The organism is Massilia sp. Mn16-1_5 (assembly GCF_004798585.1).
GTDB lineage: Bacteria > Pseudomonadota > Gammaproteobacteria > Burkholderiales > Burkholderiaceae_D > Telluria.
On the sequence record NZ_PPXQ01000016.1, the window covers coordinates 81,518 to 98,004 of the forward strand.

General features: G+C 64.0%; 19 protein-coding genes and 1 tRNA gene. 7 read left to right on the forward strand and 13 right to left on the reverse strand.

The genetic code is table 11. The features are described 5' to 3' along the window. Positions 1–5 precede the first annotated feature (5 nt). Positions 6–593: a glutathione peroxidase gene (locus tag C2862_RS18980; RefSeq protein ID WP_136221705.1), complete on the forward strand. Its 588-nt coding sequence runs from the start codon at positions 6–8 to the stop codon at positions 591–593. Here C2862_RS18980 and pabB read toward each other — a convergent pair whose 3' ends face one another. From pabB to C2862_RS18995, 3 genes are read right to left on the reverse strand one after another with little or no spacing between them, the layout of a single operon-like run. Further along, the gene (pabB, locus tag C2862_RS18985; RefSeq protein ID WP_136221706.1) at positions 594–2,414 is read right to left on the reverse strand and encodes an aminodeoxychorismate synthase component I; all 1,821 of its coding nucleotides are present in this window, start codon (positions 2,412–2,414) and stop codon (positions 594–596) included. It abuts the gene before it with no gap. A gap of 11 nt (positions 2,415–2,425) precedes the next feature. After that, positions 2,426–3,004, reverse strand: a complete 579-nt coding sequence (slmA, locus tag C2862_RS18990) for a nucleoid occlusion factor SlmA (protein ID WP_136221707.1) — start codon at positions 3,002–3,004, stop codon at positions 2,426–2,428. Positions 3,005–3,022: 18 nt separating this feature from the next. After that, the gene (locus C2862_RS18995; RefSeq protein WP_136221708.1) at positions 3,023–3,763 is read right to left on the reverse strand and encodes an HAD-IA family hydrolase; all 741 of its coding nucleotides are present in this window, start codon (positions 3,761–3,763) and stop codon (positions 3,023–3,025) included. A gap of 23 nt (positions 3,764–3,786) precedes the next feature. Between C2862_RS18995 and C2862_RS19000 the strand changes: the two genes are divergently transcribed. Next, positions 3,787–4,671: a TraB/GumN family protein gene (locus C2862_RS19000; protein ID WP_136221709.1), complete on the forward strand. Its 885-nt coding sequence runs from the start codon at positions 3,787–3,789 to the stop codon at positions 4,669–4,671. 7 nt (positions 4,672–4,678) lie between these two features. Here the strand turns inward: C2862_RS19000 and C2862_RS19005 are convergent. After that, positions 4,679–4,753 (reverse strand) — tRNA-Thr (locus C2862_RS19005). A 45-nt stretch (positions 4,754–4,798) separates the two neighbouring features. Beyond that, positions 4,799–5,728 carry an acetylglutamate kinase gene (gene argB / locus C2862_RS19010; protein ID WP_136221710.1) on the reverse strand — a complete coding sequence of 310 codons (930 nt, stop codon included), beginning with the start codon at positions 5,726–5,728 and terminating at the stop codon, positions 4,799–4,801. Between the two features lie 170 nt (positions 5,729–5,898). On the opposite strand from argB, the gene C2862_RS19015 reads away from it, so the two are divergent. Then, positions 5,899–6,105: a cysteine-rich CWC family protein gene (locus tag C2862_RS19015; protein WP_136221711.1), complete on the forward strand. Its 207-nt coding sequence runs from the start codon at positions 5,899–5,901 to the stop codon at positions 6,103–6,105. Positions 6,106–6,212: 107 nt separating this feature from the next. On the opposite strand, the gene C2862_RS19020 is transcribed toward C2862_RS19015, so the two are convergent. Beyond that, entirely contained in the window at positions 6,213–7,343 is a 1,131-nt protein-coding gene (locus C2862_RS19020) for a PHB depolymerase family esterase (RefSeq protein ID WP_136221712.1), read from the reverse strand. A gap of 27 nt (positions 7,344–7,370) precedes the next feature. Next, positions 7,371–7,784 (reverse strand): CopG family transcriptional regulator, encoded by a 414-nt coding sequence (locus C2862_RS19025; RefSeq protein ID WP_136221765.1) that lies wholly within the window; start codon positions 7,782–7,784, stop codon positions 7,371–7,373. A gap of 154 nt (positions 7,785–7,938) precedes the next feature. Between C2862_RS19025 and C2862_RS19030 the strand changes: the two genes are divergently transcribed. The 4 genes from C2862_RS19030 to C2862_RS19045 all read left to right on the forward strand — a co-directional run bounded on the left by C2862_RS19030 (position 7,939) and on the right by C2862_RS19045 (position 10,559). Beyond that, positions 7,939–8,376, forward strand: coding sequence for a thioesterase family protein (locus C2862_RS19030; RefSeq protein WP_136221713.1), 438 nt, complete (start codon positions 7,939–7,941; stop codon positions 8,374–8,376). Next, on the forward strand, positions 8,373–8,579 hold the full coding sequence (locus tag C2862_RS19035) for a DUF1289 domain-containing protein (RefSeq protein ID WP_136221714.1): 207 nt from the start codon (positions 8,373–8,375) through the stop codon (positions 8,577–8,579). Before C2862_RS19030 ends, C2862_RS19035 begins: the two co-directional genes overlap by 4 nt. Before the next feature lies 1 nt (position 8,580). Beyond that, positions 8,581–9,507, forward strand: a complete 927-nt coding sequence (locus C2862_RS19040; protein ID WP_136221715.1) for an MBL fold metallo-hydrolase — start codon at positions 8,581–8,583, stop codon at positions 9,505–9,507. A gap of 89 nt (positions 9,508–9,596) precedes the next feature. Continuing rightward, complete coding sequence (locus tag C2862_RS19045; RefSeq protein ID WP_136221716.1) at positions 9,597–10,559, forward strand: nitronate monooxygenase family protein; 963 nt, start codon at positions 9,597–9,599, stop codon at positions 10,557–10,559. Positions 10,560–10,770: 211 nt separating this feature from the next. Here C2862_RS19045 and C2862_RS19050 read toward each other — a convergent pair whose 3' ends face one another. From C2862_RS19050 to C2862_RS19075, 6 genes are all read right to left on the reverse strand, one after another. Beyond that, on the reverse strand, positions 10,771–11,391 hold the full coding sequence (locus tag C2862_RS19050) for a hypoxanthine-guanine phosphoribosyltransferase (protein WP_136221717.1): 621 nt from the start codon (positions 11,389–11,391) through the stop codon (positions 10,771–10,773). Positions 11,392–11,476: 85 nt separating this feature from the next. Then, entirely contained in the window at positions 11,477–11,911 is a 435-nt protein-coding gene (locus C2862_RS19055) for a PaaI family thioesterase (protein ID WP_136221718.1), read from the reverse strand. Between the two features lie 10 nt (positions 11,912–11,921). Then, a complete protein-coding gene (locus tag C2862_RS19060; protein WP_136221719.1) occupies positions 11,922–13,175 on the reverse strand; it encodes a phenylacetate--CoA ligase family protein in 1,254 nt (417 codons plus the stop codon). 19 nt (positions 13,176–13,194) lie between these two features. Beyond that, positions 13,195–14,004, reverse strand: a complete 810-nt coding sequence (locus C2862_RS19065) for an ABC transporter ATP-binding protein (protein WP_136221720.1) — start codon at positions 14,002–14,004, stop codon at positions 13,195–13,197. A gap of 58 nt (positions 14,005–14,062) precedes the next feature. Next, complete coding sequence (locus tag C2862_RS19070) at positions 14,063–15,364, reverse strand: ABC transporter substrate-binding protein (RefSeq protein ID WP_136221721.1); 1,302 nt, start codon at positions 15,362–15,364, stop codon at positions 14,063–14,065. A gap of 61 nt (positions 15,365–15,425) precedes the next feature. Next, on the reverse strand, positions 15,426–16,484 hold the full coding sequence (locus C2862_RS19075; protein ID WP_136221722.1) for a branched-chain amino acid ABC transporter permease: 1,059 nt from the start codon (positions 16,482–16,484) through the stop codon (positions 15,426–15,428). Positions 16,485–16,487 lie beyond the last annotated feature (3 nt).

Below are 16,487 nucleotides of genomic sequence, written 5' to 3' on the forward strand. Positions count from 1 at the left end.
CGACCATGTCCAAACTTCTCCTCTCCCTCGCACTACTGGCCGCAGCGGCATCGAGCAGCGCCCAGACCACCGGCGTCGTCAATCCGCGCCCACTGGTCGCCGCCACGCCGGCGCCAGCCAGCTGCCCGGCTTTGCTGAAGCAAAGCTTTAAACGCCTGCAGGACGAAGCGCCGCAGGACCTGTGCCAGTACGCCGGCAAAGTCGTGCTGGTCGTGAACACGGCCAGCTATTGCGGCTACACCAAGCAGTACGAGGGCCTGGAAAAGCTGTATGCCAAGTACAGCCCGCGCGGCCTGGTGGTCCTCGGCTTCCCTTCCAACGATTTCAAACAGGAAGCGGCCAGCACCAAGGAAATCGCCGACCTCTGCTACAACACCTATGGCGTGAAATTCCCGATGTTCGCCCCGACCGTGGTGACCGGCGCCAACGCCAATCCGCTGCATGCGGCGCTGGCCAAGCAGACGGGAAAAGAGCCGAAATGGAATTTCACGAAATACCTGATCGGGCGTGACGGTAACGTCATCGAGTATTACCCGAGCAAGGTGACGCCGGAAGACCCGGAGCTGCTCAAGCGGATCGAAGCGGCGTTGTAATCAGGCGTCGACCAGCGCGGCCAGCATGGGGCCGCGCAAGGCATTGCAGACCATGATGCCGTCCGCCTTGTCGAACATGGCGCGCGTGATCACGCGCTCGCGCGCATCCCATGCGGGCGCACCCAGCACCACCTGGCGCATCACGCCGGGCAGCAGGCCGCAAGACAGCGGCGGCGTCCACCAGTGGCCGTCCAGGCGCACGAACACATTGCTGCGTCCTCCTTCCGTCAACTCTCCACGCTCGTTGAAGAACAGGGCGTCGAAGGCGCCGTGCGCCTCGGCGGCGCGCCAGGCGGCATCGTAGCGGTTGCGTACCGAGGTTTTGTGGCGCAGGAAGACGTCGCCCGAGTGGGTCGGCGTGTCGGCCAGCACGACGCGCACCGGCTCCGCCAGCGGCGCCAGCGGCGCCGACGTCACCGTCAGCTCTCCGTTCGCCGCCAGCGCCAGGCGCAGGCGGTATAGGCCGCCTTCGGGCGGCAGGCCGAGGCAGGCGTCGCGCACCAGCGTATCGGCCGCGACGGCATCGAAAGGCAGGCCGAAATAGGCGCTCGATGCGCCGATCCTGGCCAGGTGCAGGTCGAGGTGACGCGGTCCGTCCTGCCACGAGGCTTTGATGGTCTCGAACAGCTCGAATTCGTTCGGCAGCCCGGTCAAAAAGCGCGCCTTGAGCCGGCATTCGGCAAACTCCGCTTGCGGGTCGCTGTCGTGCACGATGCCGGCGCCGACGCCCAGTTCTCCGCGCCGCAGACCCTCGCCCGCCCCCAAGGCCAGCGTGCGGATCGGCACCGATAAACAAAAATCGCCGAATGCGCGGCCGTCGCCGGGCGGGTCGAACCAGCCGATCGCGCCCGTATAAATGCCGCGCGGGTCGGGTTCGAGTTCGTCGATGATCTCCATCGTGCGCCGCTTGGGCGCGCCCGTGATCGAGCCACAGGGGTACAAAGCCGCGAACACCTCGGCCAGCCGCACGTCAGGGCGCAATCTCGCCTGCACGGTGGAGGTCATCTGCAGTACGGCGCCGAAGCGCGTCACCTCGAACAGTTTGGGGACCGCCACGCTGCCGGTCTGCGCCACGCGTCCCAGGTCGTTGCGCAGCAGGTCGACGATCATCAGGTTTTCGGCGCGGTTCTTCGGATCCAATGCAAGCGCGGCGGCGCGCTCGGCATCGACGGCCGCGTCGTCGCTGGCCGGCGCCGTGCCCTTCATCGGCCGCGCAAGCAGGGTGCCATCCAGGCAGCGCACGAACAGCTCGGGCGAGAAGGACAGCAGGGCGCCGCCGTCGGGCAGGCCGACCAGGGCGCCATAGGGCACCGGCTGGCGCGCGCGCAGGCGCTGGTACAACGCGTAGATGGAGCCGAAGGCGTCGAAGCGCAGGCGGTAGGTGTAGTTCACCTGGTAGGTGTCGCCGGCGGCGATGTAGGCGCGGATCGCGTCGATCGCCTGGGTGAACTGCGCCTCGTCGACGTTCGCCTCGATGCCGGCCACGCCGGCAGGCGTCTCGGTATGCGCGCGGGTGGTGATCCAGGCTTGCGCTTCAGTCGCGCTCAAGTGGTCGCAGCGTTCGAACAGCAGCACCTGGGCCAGCGGCCCAGAGAGCGGTTTGCAAGGGATACCGAGCAGGTGCGCGCCCAGCTCGTAGCTGAGCAGGGGCACGGCGTACAGGCCGCGTTGTAACGCCGCCTGCAGCTCGTCGAGCACCTCGTTCCAGCCGGTGGCGTCCGCACAGGCCAGGGTGCCGACGTGGCCCGTGTACAGGCGCGAGCGTGCCTGTGCATGCCCCTCCGCGCTCGCATCGTCGAGCAGTGCAAAGACCGTGTCCATGGTCAAGGTCGTCAGGCTGCCAGCAGGAGCGATAATTGTACGCTCGTCCCCTCGGCCGGATTCTGGCGGAAGCCGCTCTTGGCGTAGCGGTGCCAGCGTCCGGTGACATAGCTGACCAGCAGGCTGGCGCGCGCGGCGACGTCGTCCTCGACGCCATGGCCCTGGCTCGCCGCCAGGCGCAGCGCGCCCTTGCAGGCCAGCTCGACGCGGTCGTAAAACTGGTTCATGCGCAGTTGCAGGCGCTCGTCCTCGTTCACCAGCGCGTCGCCGATCAGCACCCGCGTCATGCCCGGATTGTTGGCGGCGAAGGACAATAGCATGGTGAGGATCGCATAGGCCTGGTCGACGCCGCGTTCTTCCTTCTCGGTGATCTGGTTGATGACGCCGAAGACGCTCGATTCGATGAAGTCGATCAAACCCTCGAACATCTGCGCCTTGCTGGCGAAATGGCGGTATAGCGCCGCTTCCGACACGTCCAGGCGCGCCGCCAGGGCCGCGGTGGTGATTTTTTCTCCCTTGGGCTGTTCGAGCATGGCCGCCAGGGCCTGGAGGATTTGCAGTTTACGCTGGCCTGGCTTGGTACTTGCCATGGGATTCCGAAAGAGAGGTTAAGTAAAAGGACGGAGCCGCCGCAACTGCTTCGGCAGCTGCCGCACGGATTTTACTTTGACATCGACATAATTTGGGCGAATCAAGCGCCGCGGACGCATTTGCGCAAGTGTGCTGCGTTCGTTGGCGCGCAGGTACTGGGTGACCCAGACCGTGCCCAGGCCAAGCTGGCGCGCGCTTTTCAGGTTCGCCAGCGTGTCTTCGACCAGGATGCAGTCGCGCGCCGCCACGCCATGTTTTCGTAACAGGCGCGCCAGCATCAGCTTCGAGGGCTTGGGGCGCAGTTGGCCGTGCACGTGCATCTGCTCGATCGCGATGTGGTGGGCGAAGTGGCGTCCCAGTTTCAGGTGGCGCATGACCTGCGTCGAATAATCGAGCGGCGCGTTCGTCAGCAGGATCTTGCGGCCCGGGAGTTTTTGCAGCAGGCGCCCGAGGCCCGTCTCCGAGCGCATCATGGCGCGCAAGTCGTGTAAATCGTGGGTCTCGCTCAGAAAATGGGCGGCGCTGACGCCGTGGTGTCGCATCATGCCGAGCAGGGTGGCGCCATAGCGCTTCCAGTAGCCCAGGCGCGCGGCATCGACGCGGGCCTGGGTCACCGGCGTGACGCCGTCGTGCAGCACGCGCGCGATATAGGTGTTCATGTTGGCGCTGATCGCCGGGAAGATCGCGTGCGAGGCGTCGTGCAAAGTATTGTCCAGGTCGAATAACCAGACGGGAGCGGCGGGGGTATGATTCGGCACTTTAGCGATGACAGGAGTGGTGAATGCGACGTTCGATTATAGTGGTCTTCCTCAGCCTGTTCCTGATGGCGTATCAGGCCCTGGCTGCCGAACGCGGCGCGCTGTTCAAGGTGACGAACGCCCAGCACACGCTGTACCTGTACGGCACCATCCATGCGGGCAAGCCGGATTACTATCCGCTCGAGCCGCGCATCGGCCAGGCGGTCGCAGCCGCGCCCACGCTGGTGCTGGAAGTCGACACGGCAAGCAATCCGGATGCCGTAGCGGCGGCCTTCCGCGAGCACGGCCTGTTCCCGGCCGGCAGACCGGGCTATGCCGGCCTGCCGGCCGAGCGCCGCAAGCGCCTGGAGGCCGCCATGAAGCGCCAGGGCATCGATCCGGCCGGCGTGGCGCAACTCAAACCCTGGGTACTGGCAACGATGCTCGCGGTCGGGGACATGGTCAAACTCGGTGTCGATCCGGCGCTGGGCGTCGACCTCCACCTTGCCAGCCTCGCGCGCGGCAAATCGCGCATCGTCGAGCTGGAGTCGGTGCAGTACCAGGCGGCGCTGATGAACCGGCTGCCGATCGACATCCAGTGGAGATTGCTGGAAGAAACGCTGGACAACATGGCTTCGGGGCGCCAGTTGCGCGAGGGGCGTGAGCTGTTCGACGCCTACGAGCGGGCCGACCGCAAGGCCTTCGACGCCATCGCCCGCCGCGTCGAGGCCGACGACAGCGTGAGCGGCAAGTTCATGCGCGAGGTGGTGCTATTCGAACGCAACGGCCCGATGGCCGACAAGCTGGCGGCGCTGCTGGCGCGCGAAAACAACGCGGTGGCCGCGGTCGGGCTCATGCACTTGCTGGGAAAACAGGGTGTACCGGAACTGCTGCGCCAGCGTGGCTTGCAGGTGGAACGGGTGTACTGAGGGGGAGTGGTGCCCTTGACGTGGATTGAACACGTGGCCTCTCCCTTACCAAGGGAGTGCTCTACCACTGAGCTACAAGGGCGGGCAGATAGTCAAATGGCGGCATGGACGCCGCCATCAGATTTTTTTAGTGCGACCGGATCATAGTGCCAAAAGCCTGTTCGGTCAAGACTTCCAGCAACAAAGAGTGCTCGATGCGGCCATCGATGATGTGTACGGTGTTCACGCCCGACTTGGCCGCGTCCAGCGCCGACGAGATCTTCGGCAGCATGCCGCCCGAGATCGTGCCGTCCGCGAACATCTCGTCGATCTCGCGTGCCGACAGGTCGGTCACCAGCTTGCCGGCCTTATCCTGCACGCCCGCGATGTTGGTCATCATGATCAGCTTTTCGGCCTTTAAAATTTCCGCGATCTTGCCGGCGACGACATCGGCATTGATGTTATAGGCCTGGCCGTCCTGGCCGAAACCGATCGGCGAGATGATCGGAATGAAAGCGTCGTCCTGCAGCGCCTTCACGACGGCCGGATTGATCGCCTCGATTTCGCCGACAAAACCGATGTCGAGGAACTCGCCCGGCTTGTCGCGGTCGGGCATCGCCATCTTGCGTGCGCGGATGAGTCCGCCATCCTTGCCGGTCAGGCCCACTGCCTGGCCGCCGTAGTGGTTGATCAGCATGACGATGTCCTGCTGCACTTCGCCGCCCAGCACCCACTCGACCACTTCCATGGTTTCTTCGTCGGTGATGCGCATGCCTTGCACGAAGGTGCCTTGCTTGCCGATTTTCTTGAGGGCGTTGTCGATCTGCGGACCGCCGCCGTGCACCACGACCGGGTTCATGCCCACCAGTTTCAGCAGGATGACGTCGCGCGCGAAGCCGTGCTTCAGGCGTTCGTCGGTCATGGCATTGCCGCCGTACTTGATGACAATGGTCTTGCCATGGAAGTTGCGGATGTAGGGAAGCGCCTCGGCCAGGATCTGTGCCTTGATCTGCGGGGAGACCGCGGTCAGGTCACTCGATTGTTCCTCGGTCTTCAGGCTGGTCAGCTGAGCGTTCATGGGGAGTCCGAAATAAATGTGGCGGAGATTTTACAGGCAACACGGGCGCCCTTGTGGGCATTCTATGGCGTGATTGTTGTATTTTATCGTGTGACCGGGTGAGGATCGCTGCCGATGAATGCTTCTACGATATTACACATGACGAATAATTGCTGGCGCGAGGCTGCGCCATGAGTCTATGTACCCGCTGCGGCGTCCCGTTCGGCTGTGCCATGGCCGACGGCGGCGACGCCCCTTGCTGGTGTACCGAACTGCCGCCGGTGGTGCCGGTACCCGGCGTGGAGGCCGGCTGCTGGTGCCCGGCCTGCCTGCGTGCGCACATTGCCTCGGCTGCCTCCGATGCGGCGCTCGAGAAAAGGTTCCGACGCGACGATTGAGCCGTTGCGGTAGGCAGCGGCGCATGAGCGCGCATGATTGACCTGTCGCGCCGTTGACGTGAGACGCCATTGTCGGGCCGCAGGACGCGGTGGGCACGCGGGATCATTCAACGGTGGGTAGCAAAAAAGCGCAGCATTTCGCGGCTGGCGTCCGGCCCTTTGCCGTCCGTATACGTGCCGCGCGCACTGCCGCCCGACCAGGCGTGGCCGGCGCCATGGATCACCCAGTGTTCGCCGTGCACCTTGCCGTCGGCGCCCTTGTGCAGGGTACGCGTAAAAGCGTGGCCGCTAGGCACGCGGCCCGGTTCGACCGCCATGGCGTGCGCGGCATCGCGCGCGTGCACCATCAGCTCGTCCCCATTGGTCGGGTGCACGGTGTGATCCTGGTCGCCGTGGAAGACGATGATGGGGATCGCGCGGCCGGGTTGGGTCTCGTCCGCACGCTGGCGCTGCAGCTGGCCTTTCATGGCGGCCAGTGCCGACGGCAGATCGCTGGCGGCGGCGAAGGGCAGGCCGGAGTGCACGCCGACGGCCGCATACAGGTCCGGGTACAGGGTGCCCATGATGGTGGCCATGGCGCCGCCGGCGGAGAGGCCGGCCACGTACACCTGGCCGGGGTCGATGCGGTAGCTGCCCATGATTTTACGGGTGATGCCGGCGATGATCGAGGGCTCGCCGCGGCCGCGCTGCTGGTCGACGTCGTTGAACCAGTTCCAGCAGCGCGAGGCGTTCGCCTGGCGCGATTGGGCCGGATACACGACCAGGCAGCCGGTCTCTTCGGCCAGCACGTTCATTTGCGTGCCGAGCGCGAAGTCGTCCGGGTCCTGGGTGCAGCCGTGCAGCATCACGACCAGGGCCGCGCCCTTGCCGGTGTCCGCGGCCTGGTAAGTGCTGGGCACGTACAGTTTATAACTGCGGGTGCCGGCCGCATTCGTATAGCTGCCTTCGCTGAAGGTGCCAGGTAAAGTCTCGGCCGGTTCGTTGGCGGCGGCGCCGCCCTGGCCGAAGGTCCGGCCCAGTTCGGCCAGCATGTCGGGCACGTCGGCCGGCGTGCGCAGGTGGGCGTTGCCGTTCGCCTGAGACAAGCCCTGCAGTTGCGCCTGCGCGGCCTGGGTCATGGCCGAGGCGTTTTTCAGCGCATCCTGGATCACTTTATTGGTGTCCAGGTGCGGCTTGTGCAGCAGGTTGCGGGTGGCTGCGCGCATTTGCGCAATGAGTTTATTGTTCATGAGTTTCATGTTGTTCTTTCCGTTTTCCGTTGAGCGCTACTGGATGCGCTCGGCCAGCGCAGCCTTGATGGCGCTGCTGGCATGAAGGGCGCCCAGCACCGAAATCGATTCGATAGTGGCCAGCGCCAGTTCGACCGGGACGTCGGCGGCGATGCTGGCCATGCCGAGCACCTGGATCTGCAAGCGGACCCCGGCCTGCTGCGCCGCTTCCAGGTCGGCGCGCGAATAATGGTGCATGCCGAGCACCAGGCTGCGGCGCGCCACCGTTTGCCGCACCACGTCGGCGTGCGTGTTCAACTGGTTACGGATGGCTGTGCGGATCAGGTCGGTGCGGTTGCTATAAAAACCTTCGCTCACCAGCAAATCGATCTGGCCCAGGTCGATCATGCCGAGGTTGATCGTGATCTTTTCCGAATCCGCAACCTTTGGTTTCGGTTCATTCGTCGTCATCATTTCGCTCCGCATTTCTTACACCTTCCTTATGTACGATGTTCTGTTACCATCCTGTCACCATCCATCTGGATGGTGAAATCTGGGTGCAAGTCTACGCCCCTGAGCCCTGAGGTCAAGCGCGATTCGATTGAATCGGGTAATCTCTTTCTTCATGAGTCCAGAATTACAACCCGGCCTGCGCTTCGCATGGCAGTACACGGTACCGCCACGCGCAACCGTGCCGCAGCTCTACCACGACACCCCGTTCTGCCTCGACATGCCCGACGTGCTCGCCACCGGCTACATGGTCGGCATGATGGAGCTGGCCTGCGTGCACGGGATGATGCCTTTCCTCGATTGGCCGCGTGAACAAAGCCTCGGCACCATGGTCAGCTTTCAGCATGTGGCGCCGACGCCGCCCGGCATGACCCTGCGCATCGAGGGTGAAGTGCTGGAAATCGACGGCCAGCGCGTGCGTTTCAAGGTGCAAGCCTGGGACGAGCAGGAGCGCATCTGCGAGGGCACGCACGAGCGTTGCGTCATCGATCCGGTCAGGTTCAATGCACGTGTGGCAAAAAAGCTTGCTGCGCATGGCGAGGCATCCGCATGAGCGCGCTATCGGCCCCCGAACTGCAGACGCCGGTCCCATCTCCCTGCATCAGCCTGTGCGAGATGGACCAGAAAACTGGTCTGTGCCGCGGCTGCCTGCGCACGATCGACGAGATCATTGCCTGGGGCAGTGCCAGCGACGCCACCAAACGCGCAGTCTGGGCGGAAATCCGCCGGCGCGAAGCGGATCTGGATTTTGGCTGAGATGACATCCCTCCTGCCGCCATCGATGCGCTTTTTCGAGCGCGGCTGGCTGTCAGCGAACAATGTCTTGTTCACGGGAGAGGAAACGGCCCTGGTCGACAGCGGCTATCTCACCCACGCGCCGCAAACGCTGGCGCTGGTACGCCACGCGCTCGACGGGCGCCCCTTGCAGCGCCTGCTGAACACCCATTTGCACTCGGACCATTGCGGCGGCAATGCCGCACTGCAGGCGACCTACAGCTGCCACACGGCCATTCCGCAAGCCGAAGCGGCCAAGGTCGCCGCCTGGGACGAAGCAGCCCTGAGCTATCGGGCCACCGGGCAGCAATGCGCGCGGTTCAGGTTTAACGCGTTGCTGGCGCCGGGACAGCAAATCGAGCTGGGCGGCATTCCCTGGGAAGTGCTGGGCGCGCCCGGCCATGATCCGCATGCGGTGCTGTTGTTCTGTCCGGGCGAGGGCATCCTGATTGCGGGCGACGCGCTATGGGAAAACGGGTTTGGCGTGATTTTTCCGGAATTGGAGGGCGAGTCCGGTTTCGATGAAACCCGCGCCACGCTCGATTTGATCGGTATGCTCGATGCGCGCGTCGTGATTCCCGGCCATGGCCGCCTGTTCACGGACGTCGCGGGCGCCCTGCAGCGCGCGTATTCGCGGCTCGACTACCTGTCGGCCGCGCCGCAGCGCAATGCGGAGAATGCGATCAAGGTGCTGGTGAAATTCCTGCTGCTCGAGCGGCAGCGGATTGCGCTGGTGGAGCTGCCGGGACTGCTTGCGGGGATTCCGGTCGTGCGCAGTGCGATGGGGCAGATGGATGTCGCCGCGCTACCCATCGACACCGCCTACACGACTGTGGCCAACTGGGCCATCGCCTCCCTGATCCGCGCCCAGGCCGCCCGCCTCGACGGCAATTTCCTGCTCGACCAATGAATTAGAGCCGCAGATCTAGCACGATCGTGCTTTTTTGACTCTATAATCTGACAGCCAGTCCGACTAACCTCCAAGCTCGAAAGCTGCCCATGACGCTGCCTACCGTACTGCAAAACCTTTACTTACCCGTCATCGCTTCGCCGATGTTCATCGCCAGCGGTCCGGCCCTGGTTGCGGCGCAGTGCAAGGCGGGGATTGTCGGATCCTTCCCGGCCCTGAATGCCCGTCCGGCCGAGCTGCTCGACACCTGGCTGACCGATCTGCAAAAGGAGCTGGCCGACTACCAGGCCGCCAACCCGGATGCCAAGGTCGGCCCGATCGCCGTCAACCAGATCGTGCACGCCTCGAATGCGCGTCTCGAGCACGACGTCGAAGTCTGCGTCAAGCACCAGGTGCCGATCATCATCTCCTCGCTGCGCGCGCCGCCGAAGGAGATGCTGGACGCCGTGCATAGCTATGGCGGCATTGTGCTGCACGACGTGGTCTCGATCCGCCACGCGCAGAAGGCGCTGGAAGCCGGCGTCGACGGCCTGATCCTGGTCGCGGCCGGCGCCGGCGGCCATGCCGGTGCGCTGTCGCCATTTGCGCTGGTCGGCGAAGTGCGCAAATTCTTCAGCGGCCCGATCGCCCTGTCCGGCTCGATCGCTACCGGCGACGCCATCCTGGCGGCGCAGGCGATGGGCGCAGACTTCGCCTACATCGGCTCGCGCTGGCTGGCGACGAAAGAGTCGAACGTCAGCGACGATTACCGCGACGCCATCGTCGAGTCGAGCGCGGCCGACGTGGTCTACACGAACCTGTTTACGGGCGTGCACGGCAACTACCTGAAAAAGTCGATCGTGAATGCCGGCCTCGATCCGGACGCGCTGCCGGAATCGGACAAGAGCAAGATGAGCTTTGGCGACGGCAGCTCGAAAGCCAAGGCCTGGCGCGACATCTGGGGCGCCGGCCAGGGCGTGGGCCTGATGGACGACGTGCCGACGACCGCCGAGATGGTCGAGCGCCTGAAGCGCGAATACGAGGCGGCGCGGGCTCGCCTTTCCCTGCGCTGAGTTGCGATTTTCGTAGGGTGGGCACTCCGTGCCCACGCGGTACAACGTATGCATTTCGAAATGCGTCGTATAGCCAGTTGGCTTATGTAAAGGATTGTTCGCCAGAGCTAATGGCATTCAACGGTTCGACCGCGTGGGCACGGAGTGCCCATCCTACAAAACCAAAAAGGCCTCCTGTTGGAGGCCTTTCTTATTCGTAGTGCACTCCGTTTCAGGAGGGTTTTGCATCCGGAATCGGATACTCCGGTTCCGCATCCATTGGCGTCAGGTCTTGCGGACTGATCGACCACAGACCCGGCAGGTTGCGCCAGTAGCCGTACACGTCCATGCCGAAGCCGACCACGAAGGCGTTCGGCAGCGTCAGGCCCGTGATGTCGGCCACGATCGGCTTGCTGCGCCCGATATCCTTGTCCGCGAACACGGCGATAATCACCTCGGCCGCACCCATGTCGAGCAGGCGCTGCTTCACGTGGGCCAGGGTTTCTCCCTCGTCGAGGATGTCGTCGAGCACGACGATCGTGCGGCCGGCTACGTTCTGACGGGGAATGACTTTCCACACGACCTGGCCGCCGCGGTCATCGTCGCCATAACGGCTGACGTGGATGTAGTCGAATTCGAGAGGGAAGGCGAGCTGGGGCAGCAGGGTGCCGGTGAAGACGACGGCGCCGCCCATCACGCCCAGTACCAGCGGAAAGCCGGCGCCCGGCGCCTGGAAACGTTCGTTCAGGACATCGGCAACCTTGCGCACCGCATCCTGCACCTGTTCCGGAGTAACGATCTCGTGCGCATGTTCCAGCAAAGCCTGGGCGCGCGTAACATGAAAATCTTGCATGGGTATTGACGTGAAAGAGCAATGCGCCAATTATCGCGAATATTTCCAATGACGGGCGGACATTTGGCACCGGGCCGTGCCGGCGCTATTTTTCTTCCTTGCCATGCATGACCATGATGGTCTGCTGCATCAGCGCACACAGCGTTTCCTTATCACCCTCGAGCGCGAACACCTCGGCCTGGGTGACGATCAGCGTACGCCCGGGCCGCACCACGCGCCCGCGCGCAATCAGGCGTTCCCCATCGGCCGGCGCCAGCAAATTCATCTTGTATTCGACGGTCAGCACGGACGAGCCCGGCGGCGCCACGCTCATGGCTGCGTAGCCGGCGGCCGAGTCGGCGATCATGCCGACCACGCCGCCGTGAATGAAACCGTGCTGCTGTTCGAGCGCGGACGCATGCGGCAGATGGATTTCGGTGCGGCCGTGTGCCACCCGCTCCAGGCTCGCGCCGATCAGGCGCATGGCGTTCTGGCGCGCGAAGCTGGCGCGCACCCGGTCCGCGGTATCGGGATCCAGCATGTTCGCTCCCTCAGCTGTAGTCACGCGCATCCTCGATCAGCTTGCCGTCATCAAGCAGGGTTCCTGGCGCAACGAAGGCCACTTCGCCGCGCAGCTTGGTCACCTCGCGGATCGACGCGCCGATCGCCGCGGCCAGCGCCGGGTCCGGCGTATCCTGCACTTCGCAGTGCAGCGTCATCAGGTCGTTCGCCATCTGCCCCGACACGACCAGGCGCGCTTTACCGATTTCCGGATGCCGGCGCACGATGTTCTGCACCTGCGACGGATGCACGAACATGGCGCGCACTTTAGTCGTCTGGTCGGCGCGCCCCAGCCAGCCTTTGATGCGGCTGTTGGTGCGCGGACCGGACACGGGATCGAGCAGCAGCGCCGACAAGTCGCCTGTCGCAAAACGGATCAGCGGATAGTCGGCATTGAACAGGGTGACGACGACTTCGCCGATATCGCCCGGCGCTACTGGCTCGCCACTGCCGGGCCGCACGATCTCCAATAACACCTCCTCGTCGAGCACCATGCCCGGATCGAGCACGCCATTGTTGGCCGTCTCGTAGGCAATGCTGCCGATGTCGGCCGAGGCATAGGTCTGGATCACGTTCGCTACGCCGTTCTGGCGAAACCAAGTACGCAGCGATTCCGGCAGCGCCTCGGCGCCGAGCATGGCGTTGCGCAGGCTCGAGATGTCGGCGCCCGTCTCTTTCGCCTTGTCGATGATGATGCGCAGGAAGGAGGGCGTGCCGACATAGGTGTCCGGCCTCAATGCCGCCATCGCCTCGACCTGCATCTCCGTTTGCCCGGTCCCGGCCGGGATCACGCCGCAGCCGATGCGAGAAGCCCCGCTTTCGACCATGAAGGCGGCCGGCGTGAAGTGATAACTGAAGCAGTTCTGCAGTAGGCCGCCGGCGCGCACGCCGGCCGCATACAGGGGGCGTGCGAAGCGCCACCAGTCCGCGCCGCGCCCTTCCGGATCGAAGATCGGGCCGGGCGACATGAAGACGTGGGCCAGTGCCTTGACCGGCGTCGCATTCAGGCCGCCGAAGGGTGGCAGCTCGGCCTGCAGGGCTTTCAGATCCGATTTGCGCGTCACCGGCAGCGCCGCCAGCGCCGCGCGGCTGGTAATGGTGGCCGGGTCGACGCCGTCCAGGATGCGCGCCCAGCCCGGCGCCGCTTTGGCCCGTGCGATCAGGCCGGGCAGGCGCGCCAGCAGGTCACGTTCGCGTTCTTCGGGCGCACGGGTTTCCAGCGCATCGAAAGGGATGCTTGTCATGCTGCTTCTCCAGAGTGAGTTACGCGAGCCAGCGTTTGCGGCGCCGATAAAACTTCATGTCCCTGAACGATTTACGGCCCGCGCCCGAGACGCCCAGATAAAACTCCTTGACGTCCTCGTTGTTGGCCAGGTCGTTCGCTGCCCCTTCCATCACGACGCGGCCGTTCTCGAGGATGTAGCCGAAGTCGGCATAGCGCAGGGCGACGTTGGTGTTCTGCTCGGCCAGCAGGAAGGAGACACCTTCCTTGTCATTCAAGTCCTTCACGATGCCGAAGATCTCGTCGACGATCTGCGGCGCGATGCCCATCGAGGGTTCGTCGAGCAGGATCATCGACGGGTTCGCCATCAGCGCGCGCCCGATCGCGCACATCTGCTGCTCGCCGCCCGAGGTGTAGCCGGCCTGGCTGTTTCTACGCTCTTTCAAACGCGGGAAGTAGTGGTACACCGATTCCAGCGCCGTTTTGAGTTCGCCGCGCCCGATGTTGCGGGTGTAGGCGCCGGTCAGCAAATTCTCTTCGATGGTCAGGTGGCCGAAGCAGTGGCGTCCCTCCATCACCTGCGACAGGCCGCGCCGCACCAGTTCGTTCGGCGTCAGCTGGTCGATGCGCTCGCCCTGGAAGCGCACTTCTCCCTTGGTCACGTCGCCGCGTTCGCCGCGCAGCAGGGTCGAGATCGTTTTTAATGTCGTCGACTTGCCGGCGCCGTTCGCGCCCAGCAGGGCCACGATCTTTCCTTTCGGGACCTGCAGCGACACGCCCTTTAAAACCAGGATCACGTGGTCGTAGATGACTTCGATGTTGTTGACGGACAGGTAGGGCGCGCTGGTCATGGTTTTATTCTTCCGAAAACGCCCCCACCAGGCGGCAGGGGCGGTTCATAGCGAGTGATTACTGCATGCAGGCAGGCGTGATGTTCTTTTCCTTGGCATAGGCCAGCGAAGACTCTTCCAGCAGCCTGCGCGTCAGCGCCTTGTCGCCGACCACCCAGTTCGGCGTGATCGCAACCCACTTCTTGCCGTCCCACTGCTGCACTTTTACCGCGCCGGAGCCCTCGTGGTCCTCGCAGCTCGTTTTGACGGTCGGGAACATGCCGAAGGCGCCGATCGCCTTTTGGCGCGCCGCGTCGACGTTCAGGTTTTCCAGGCCCCAGCGCACCTGCTCGCCGGTCATGGTCTTCCCCTTGCCGAACTTTTCCTGCGCCGTGCGGATCGCCTCGACCCACAGCACGCCCAGGGTCACGCCGCGCATGTGATACACGGAGCCGATGCGGCTCTGGTCGGCCAGGTTGCCCTTGCCGGCTGCATACACCTTCTTTTTGATCTCGTCGATCAGCGGATAGTTGCCCGGGGTGTTAAACGTCATCGAGGTATAGCCCTTGGCCGCTTCGCCCGACGGGATCGTGTCTTCTTCCGAACCGGCCCACCAGACGCCGAGGATTTTCTCGCGCGGGAAGCCGTTACGTTGCGCGGTCTTGATGGCCACCGAGTTCATCACACCCCAGCCCCACAGGATCACGTGGTCCGGGCGCGCCTGGCGGATTTGCAGCCATTGCGACTGCTGCTCGCTGCCCGGCGGCGCCACGGCGATCTTGACCAGCTCGAAACCATATTGCTGGGCCTGCGCATCCAGCACCGGCATCGCTTCCTTGCCGAAGGCCGAGTCGTGGTACAGGTAGACGATTTTTTTACCCTTCAGCTTCGGGTAGCCGCCGTTCTTGTCGGCCAGGTACTTGATCATCGCTGCGGCCTGGTTCCAGTAGCTGGTAATCAGGGGGAAGACATACGGGAAGACCTTGCCGTTGGCGGCGTCCGAACGGCCGTAGCCGAGCATGGTCATCGGGATTTTATCGGTGGCGACACGGTCGACGATGCCGTAGGCGATGCCGGTCGAGAGCGGGTCGACCAGGGTGGCGCCGCCGTTTTTCGTCTTCATGCGCTCGTAGCACTCGACGCCGCGCGAAGCGTTGTATTCGGTCTCGCACTCTTCCCAGGTCATCTTGACGCCGTTGATGCCGCCATTCGCGTTGACCAGGTTGAAGTAGTCGATCATGCCGCCGTAGAAGCCGGAACCGCCGGCGCCATAGGGACCGACACGGTAGGAGGGCAGGGCGACGAACTGGTCGGCGGCGAGGACCTGCCCGCCGGCGCCCATCAGGGCGGCGGCAAGCACGATGGATTTGATGACTTTCATGGTGTCTCCTTGTTATTAACGGCGCTTAGTTATTAATTGAATGTGAGCGAATACGAGCGGATCAATGGGGGAACGGCCACAGGCGCAGCTTCTCTTTACCGATTTGCCACAGGCGCGCCAGCCCGTGCGGTTCGACGATCAGGAAGAAGATAATCAAACCTCCGAACACCATCAGTTCCAGGTTCGAGGCATAGTTGGTCGCCAGTCCCAGCGAGTGGGCCAGCATGTTCAGGAAGATCGGCAGCAGCACGATGAAGGCGGCACCGAGGAAGGAGCCGAGTATGGAACCGACGCCGCCGATGATCACCATGAACAGGATGCGGAACGACAGGTCGAGGCTGTAGGCTTCCGGCTCCACCGTGCCGAGGTAGGCAAAGGCATACAGGGCGCCGGCCACGCCGCAGTAGAAGGAGCTGACGGCGAAGGCCAGCAGCTTGGTGCGCAGCGGCCGGAAACCGATCACCTCGGCCGCCATGTCCATGTCGCGGATCGCCATCCAGGAGCGGCCCACGTTCGAGCGGATCATGTTTTTCGCGAGCAGCGCCATCAGGGCCACGATGCAAAGGACCAGCAGGTATTTGGCTTGCGGCGTGACGAACTGGTAGCCGAACATCTGCATGGTCTGCACGGTGACCACGCCGCTGGCGCTGTAGTTGGTCAGATACGGGATCTTGGTAAGACACCAGATCACGAAGAACTGGGTCGCCAAGGTCGCCGCCGCCAGGTAAAAGCCGCGGATGCGCAGCGAGGGCAAACCGAAGGCGATACCGACAAGCGCCGCACTCAGGCCGCCCAGAGTAAACGCCAGCAGCAGCGGGATGCCGGGAATACGGGCGACAAAATTAAACGAAGCGTATGCGCCGACCGCCATGAAGGCGGCGGTGCCCAATGACAGCTGGCCGGCGTAACCGGTCAGGATGTTCAGCCCCAACGCGGCCAGCGAAAAAATCAGGAAGGGAATCAGGATCGCCGACAGCAGGTAGGGCGAGGCCAGCAGCGGCACCGCGACCAGCGCGATGGCCAGCAGGGTCAGCAAGGCGATACGGTCCTGGCGGATCGGCAGGATCTGGCCGTCGGCCACATAGCTGGTCTTGAATTGTCCGGCTTCGCGGTAGAGCATGGT

Excerpts from the sequence above, each read along its gene's own strand:
- C2862_RS18980 (WP_136221705.1), top strand. The coding sequence starts at position 6 with ATGTCCAAACTTCTCCTCTCCCTCGCACTACTGGCCGCAGCGGCATCG.
- C2862_RS19060 (WP_136221719.1), bottom strand. The coding sequence starts at position 13,175 with ATGACAAGCATCCCTTTCGATGCGCTGGAAACCCGTGCGCCCGAAGAA.
- C2862_RS19050 (WP_136221717.1), bottom strand. The coding sequence starts at position 11,391 with ATGCAAGATTTTCATGTTACGCGCGCCCAGGCTTTGCTGGAACATGCG.
- C2862_RS19025 (WP_136221765.1), bottom strand. The coding sequence starts at position 7,784 with ATGACGACGAATGAACCGAAACCAAAGGTTGCGGATTCGGAAAAGATC.
- C2862_RS19020 (WP_136221712.1), bottom strand. The coding sequence starts at position 7,343 with ATGAAACTCATGAACAATAAACTCATTGCGCAAATGCGCGCAGCCACC.
- C2862_RS19040 (WP_136221715.1), top strand. The coding sequence starts at position 8,581 with ATGACATCCCTCCTGCCGCCATCGATGCGCTTTTTCGAGCGCGGCTGG.
- C2862_RS19015 (WP_136221711.1), top strand. The coding sequence starts at position 5,899 with ATGAGTCTATGTACCCGCTGCGGCGTCCCGTTCGGCTGTGCCATGGCC.
- slmA (WP_136221707.1), bottom strand. The coding sequence starts at position 3,004 with ATGGCAAGTACCAAGCCAGGCCAGCGTAAACTGCAAATCCTCCAGGCC.
- C2862_RS19045 (WP_136221716.1), top strand. The coding sequence starts at position 9,597 with ATGACGCTGCCTACCGTACTGCAAAACCTTTACTTACCCGTCATCGCT.
- argB (WP_136221710.1), bottom strand. The coding sequence starts at position 5,728 with ATGAACGCTCAGCTGACCAGCCTGAAGACCGAGGAACAATCGAGTGAC.
- C2862_RS19055 (WP_136221718.1), bottom strand. The coding sequence starts at position 11,911 with ATGCTGGATCCCGATACCGCGGACCGGGTGCGCGCCAGCTTCGCGCGC.
- C2862_RS19000 (WP_136221709.1), top strand. The coding sequence starts at position 3,787 with ATGCGACGTTCGATTATAGTGGTCTTCCTCAGCCTGTTCCTGATGGCG.
- C2862_RS19030 (WP_136221713.1), top strand. The coding sequence starts at position 7,939 with ATGAGTCCAGAATTACAACCCGGCCTGCGCTTCGCATGGCAGTACACG.
- C2862_RS19065 (WP_136221720.1), bottom strand. The coding sequence starts at position 14,004 with ATGACCAGCGCGCCCTACCTGTCCGTCAACAACATCGAAGTCATCTAC.
- pabB (WP_136221706.1), bottom strand. The coding sequence starts at position 2,414 with ATGGACACGGTCTTTGCACTGCTCGACGATGCGAGCGCGGAGGGGCAT.
- C2862_RS19075 (WP_136221722.1), bottom strand. The coding sequence starts at position 16,484 with ATGCTCTACCGCGAAGCCGGACAATTCAAGACCAGCTATGTGGCCGAC.
- C2862_RS19070 (WP_136221721.1), bottom strand. The coding sequence starts at position 15,364 with ATGAAAGTCATCAAATCCATCGTGCTTGCCGCCGCCCTGATGGGCGCC.
- C2862_RS19035 (WP_136221714.1), top strand. The coding sequence starts at position 8,373 with ATGAGCGCGCTATCGGCCCCCGAACTGCAGACGCCGGTCCCATCTCCC.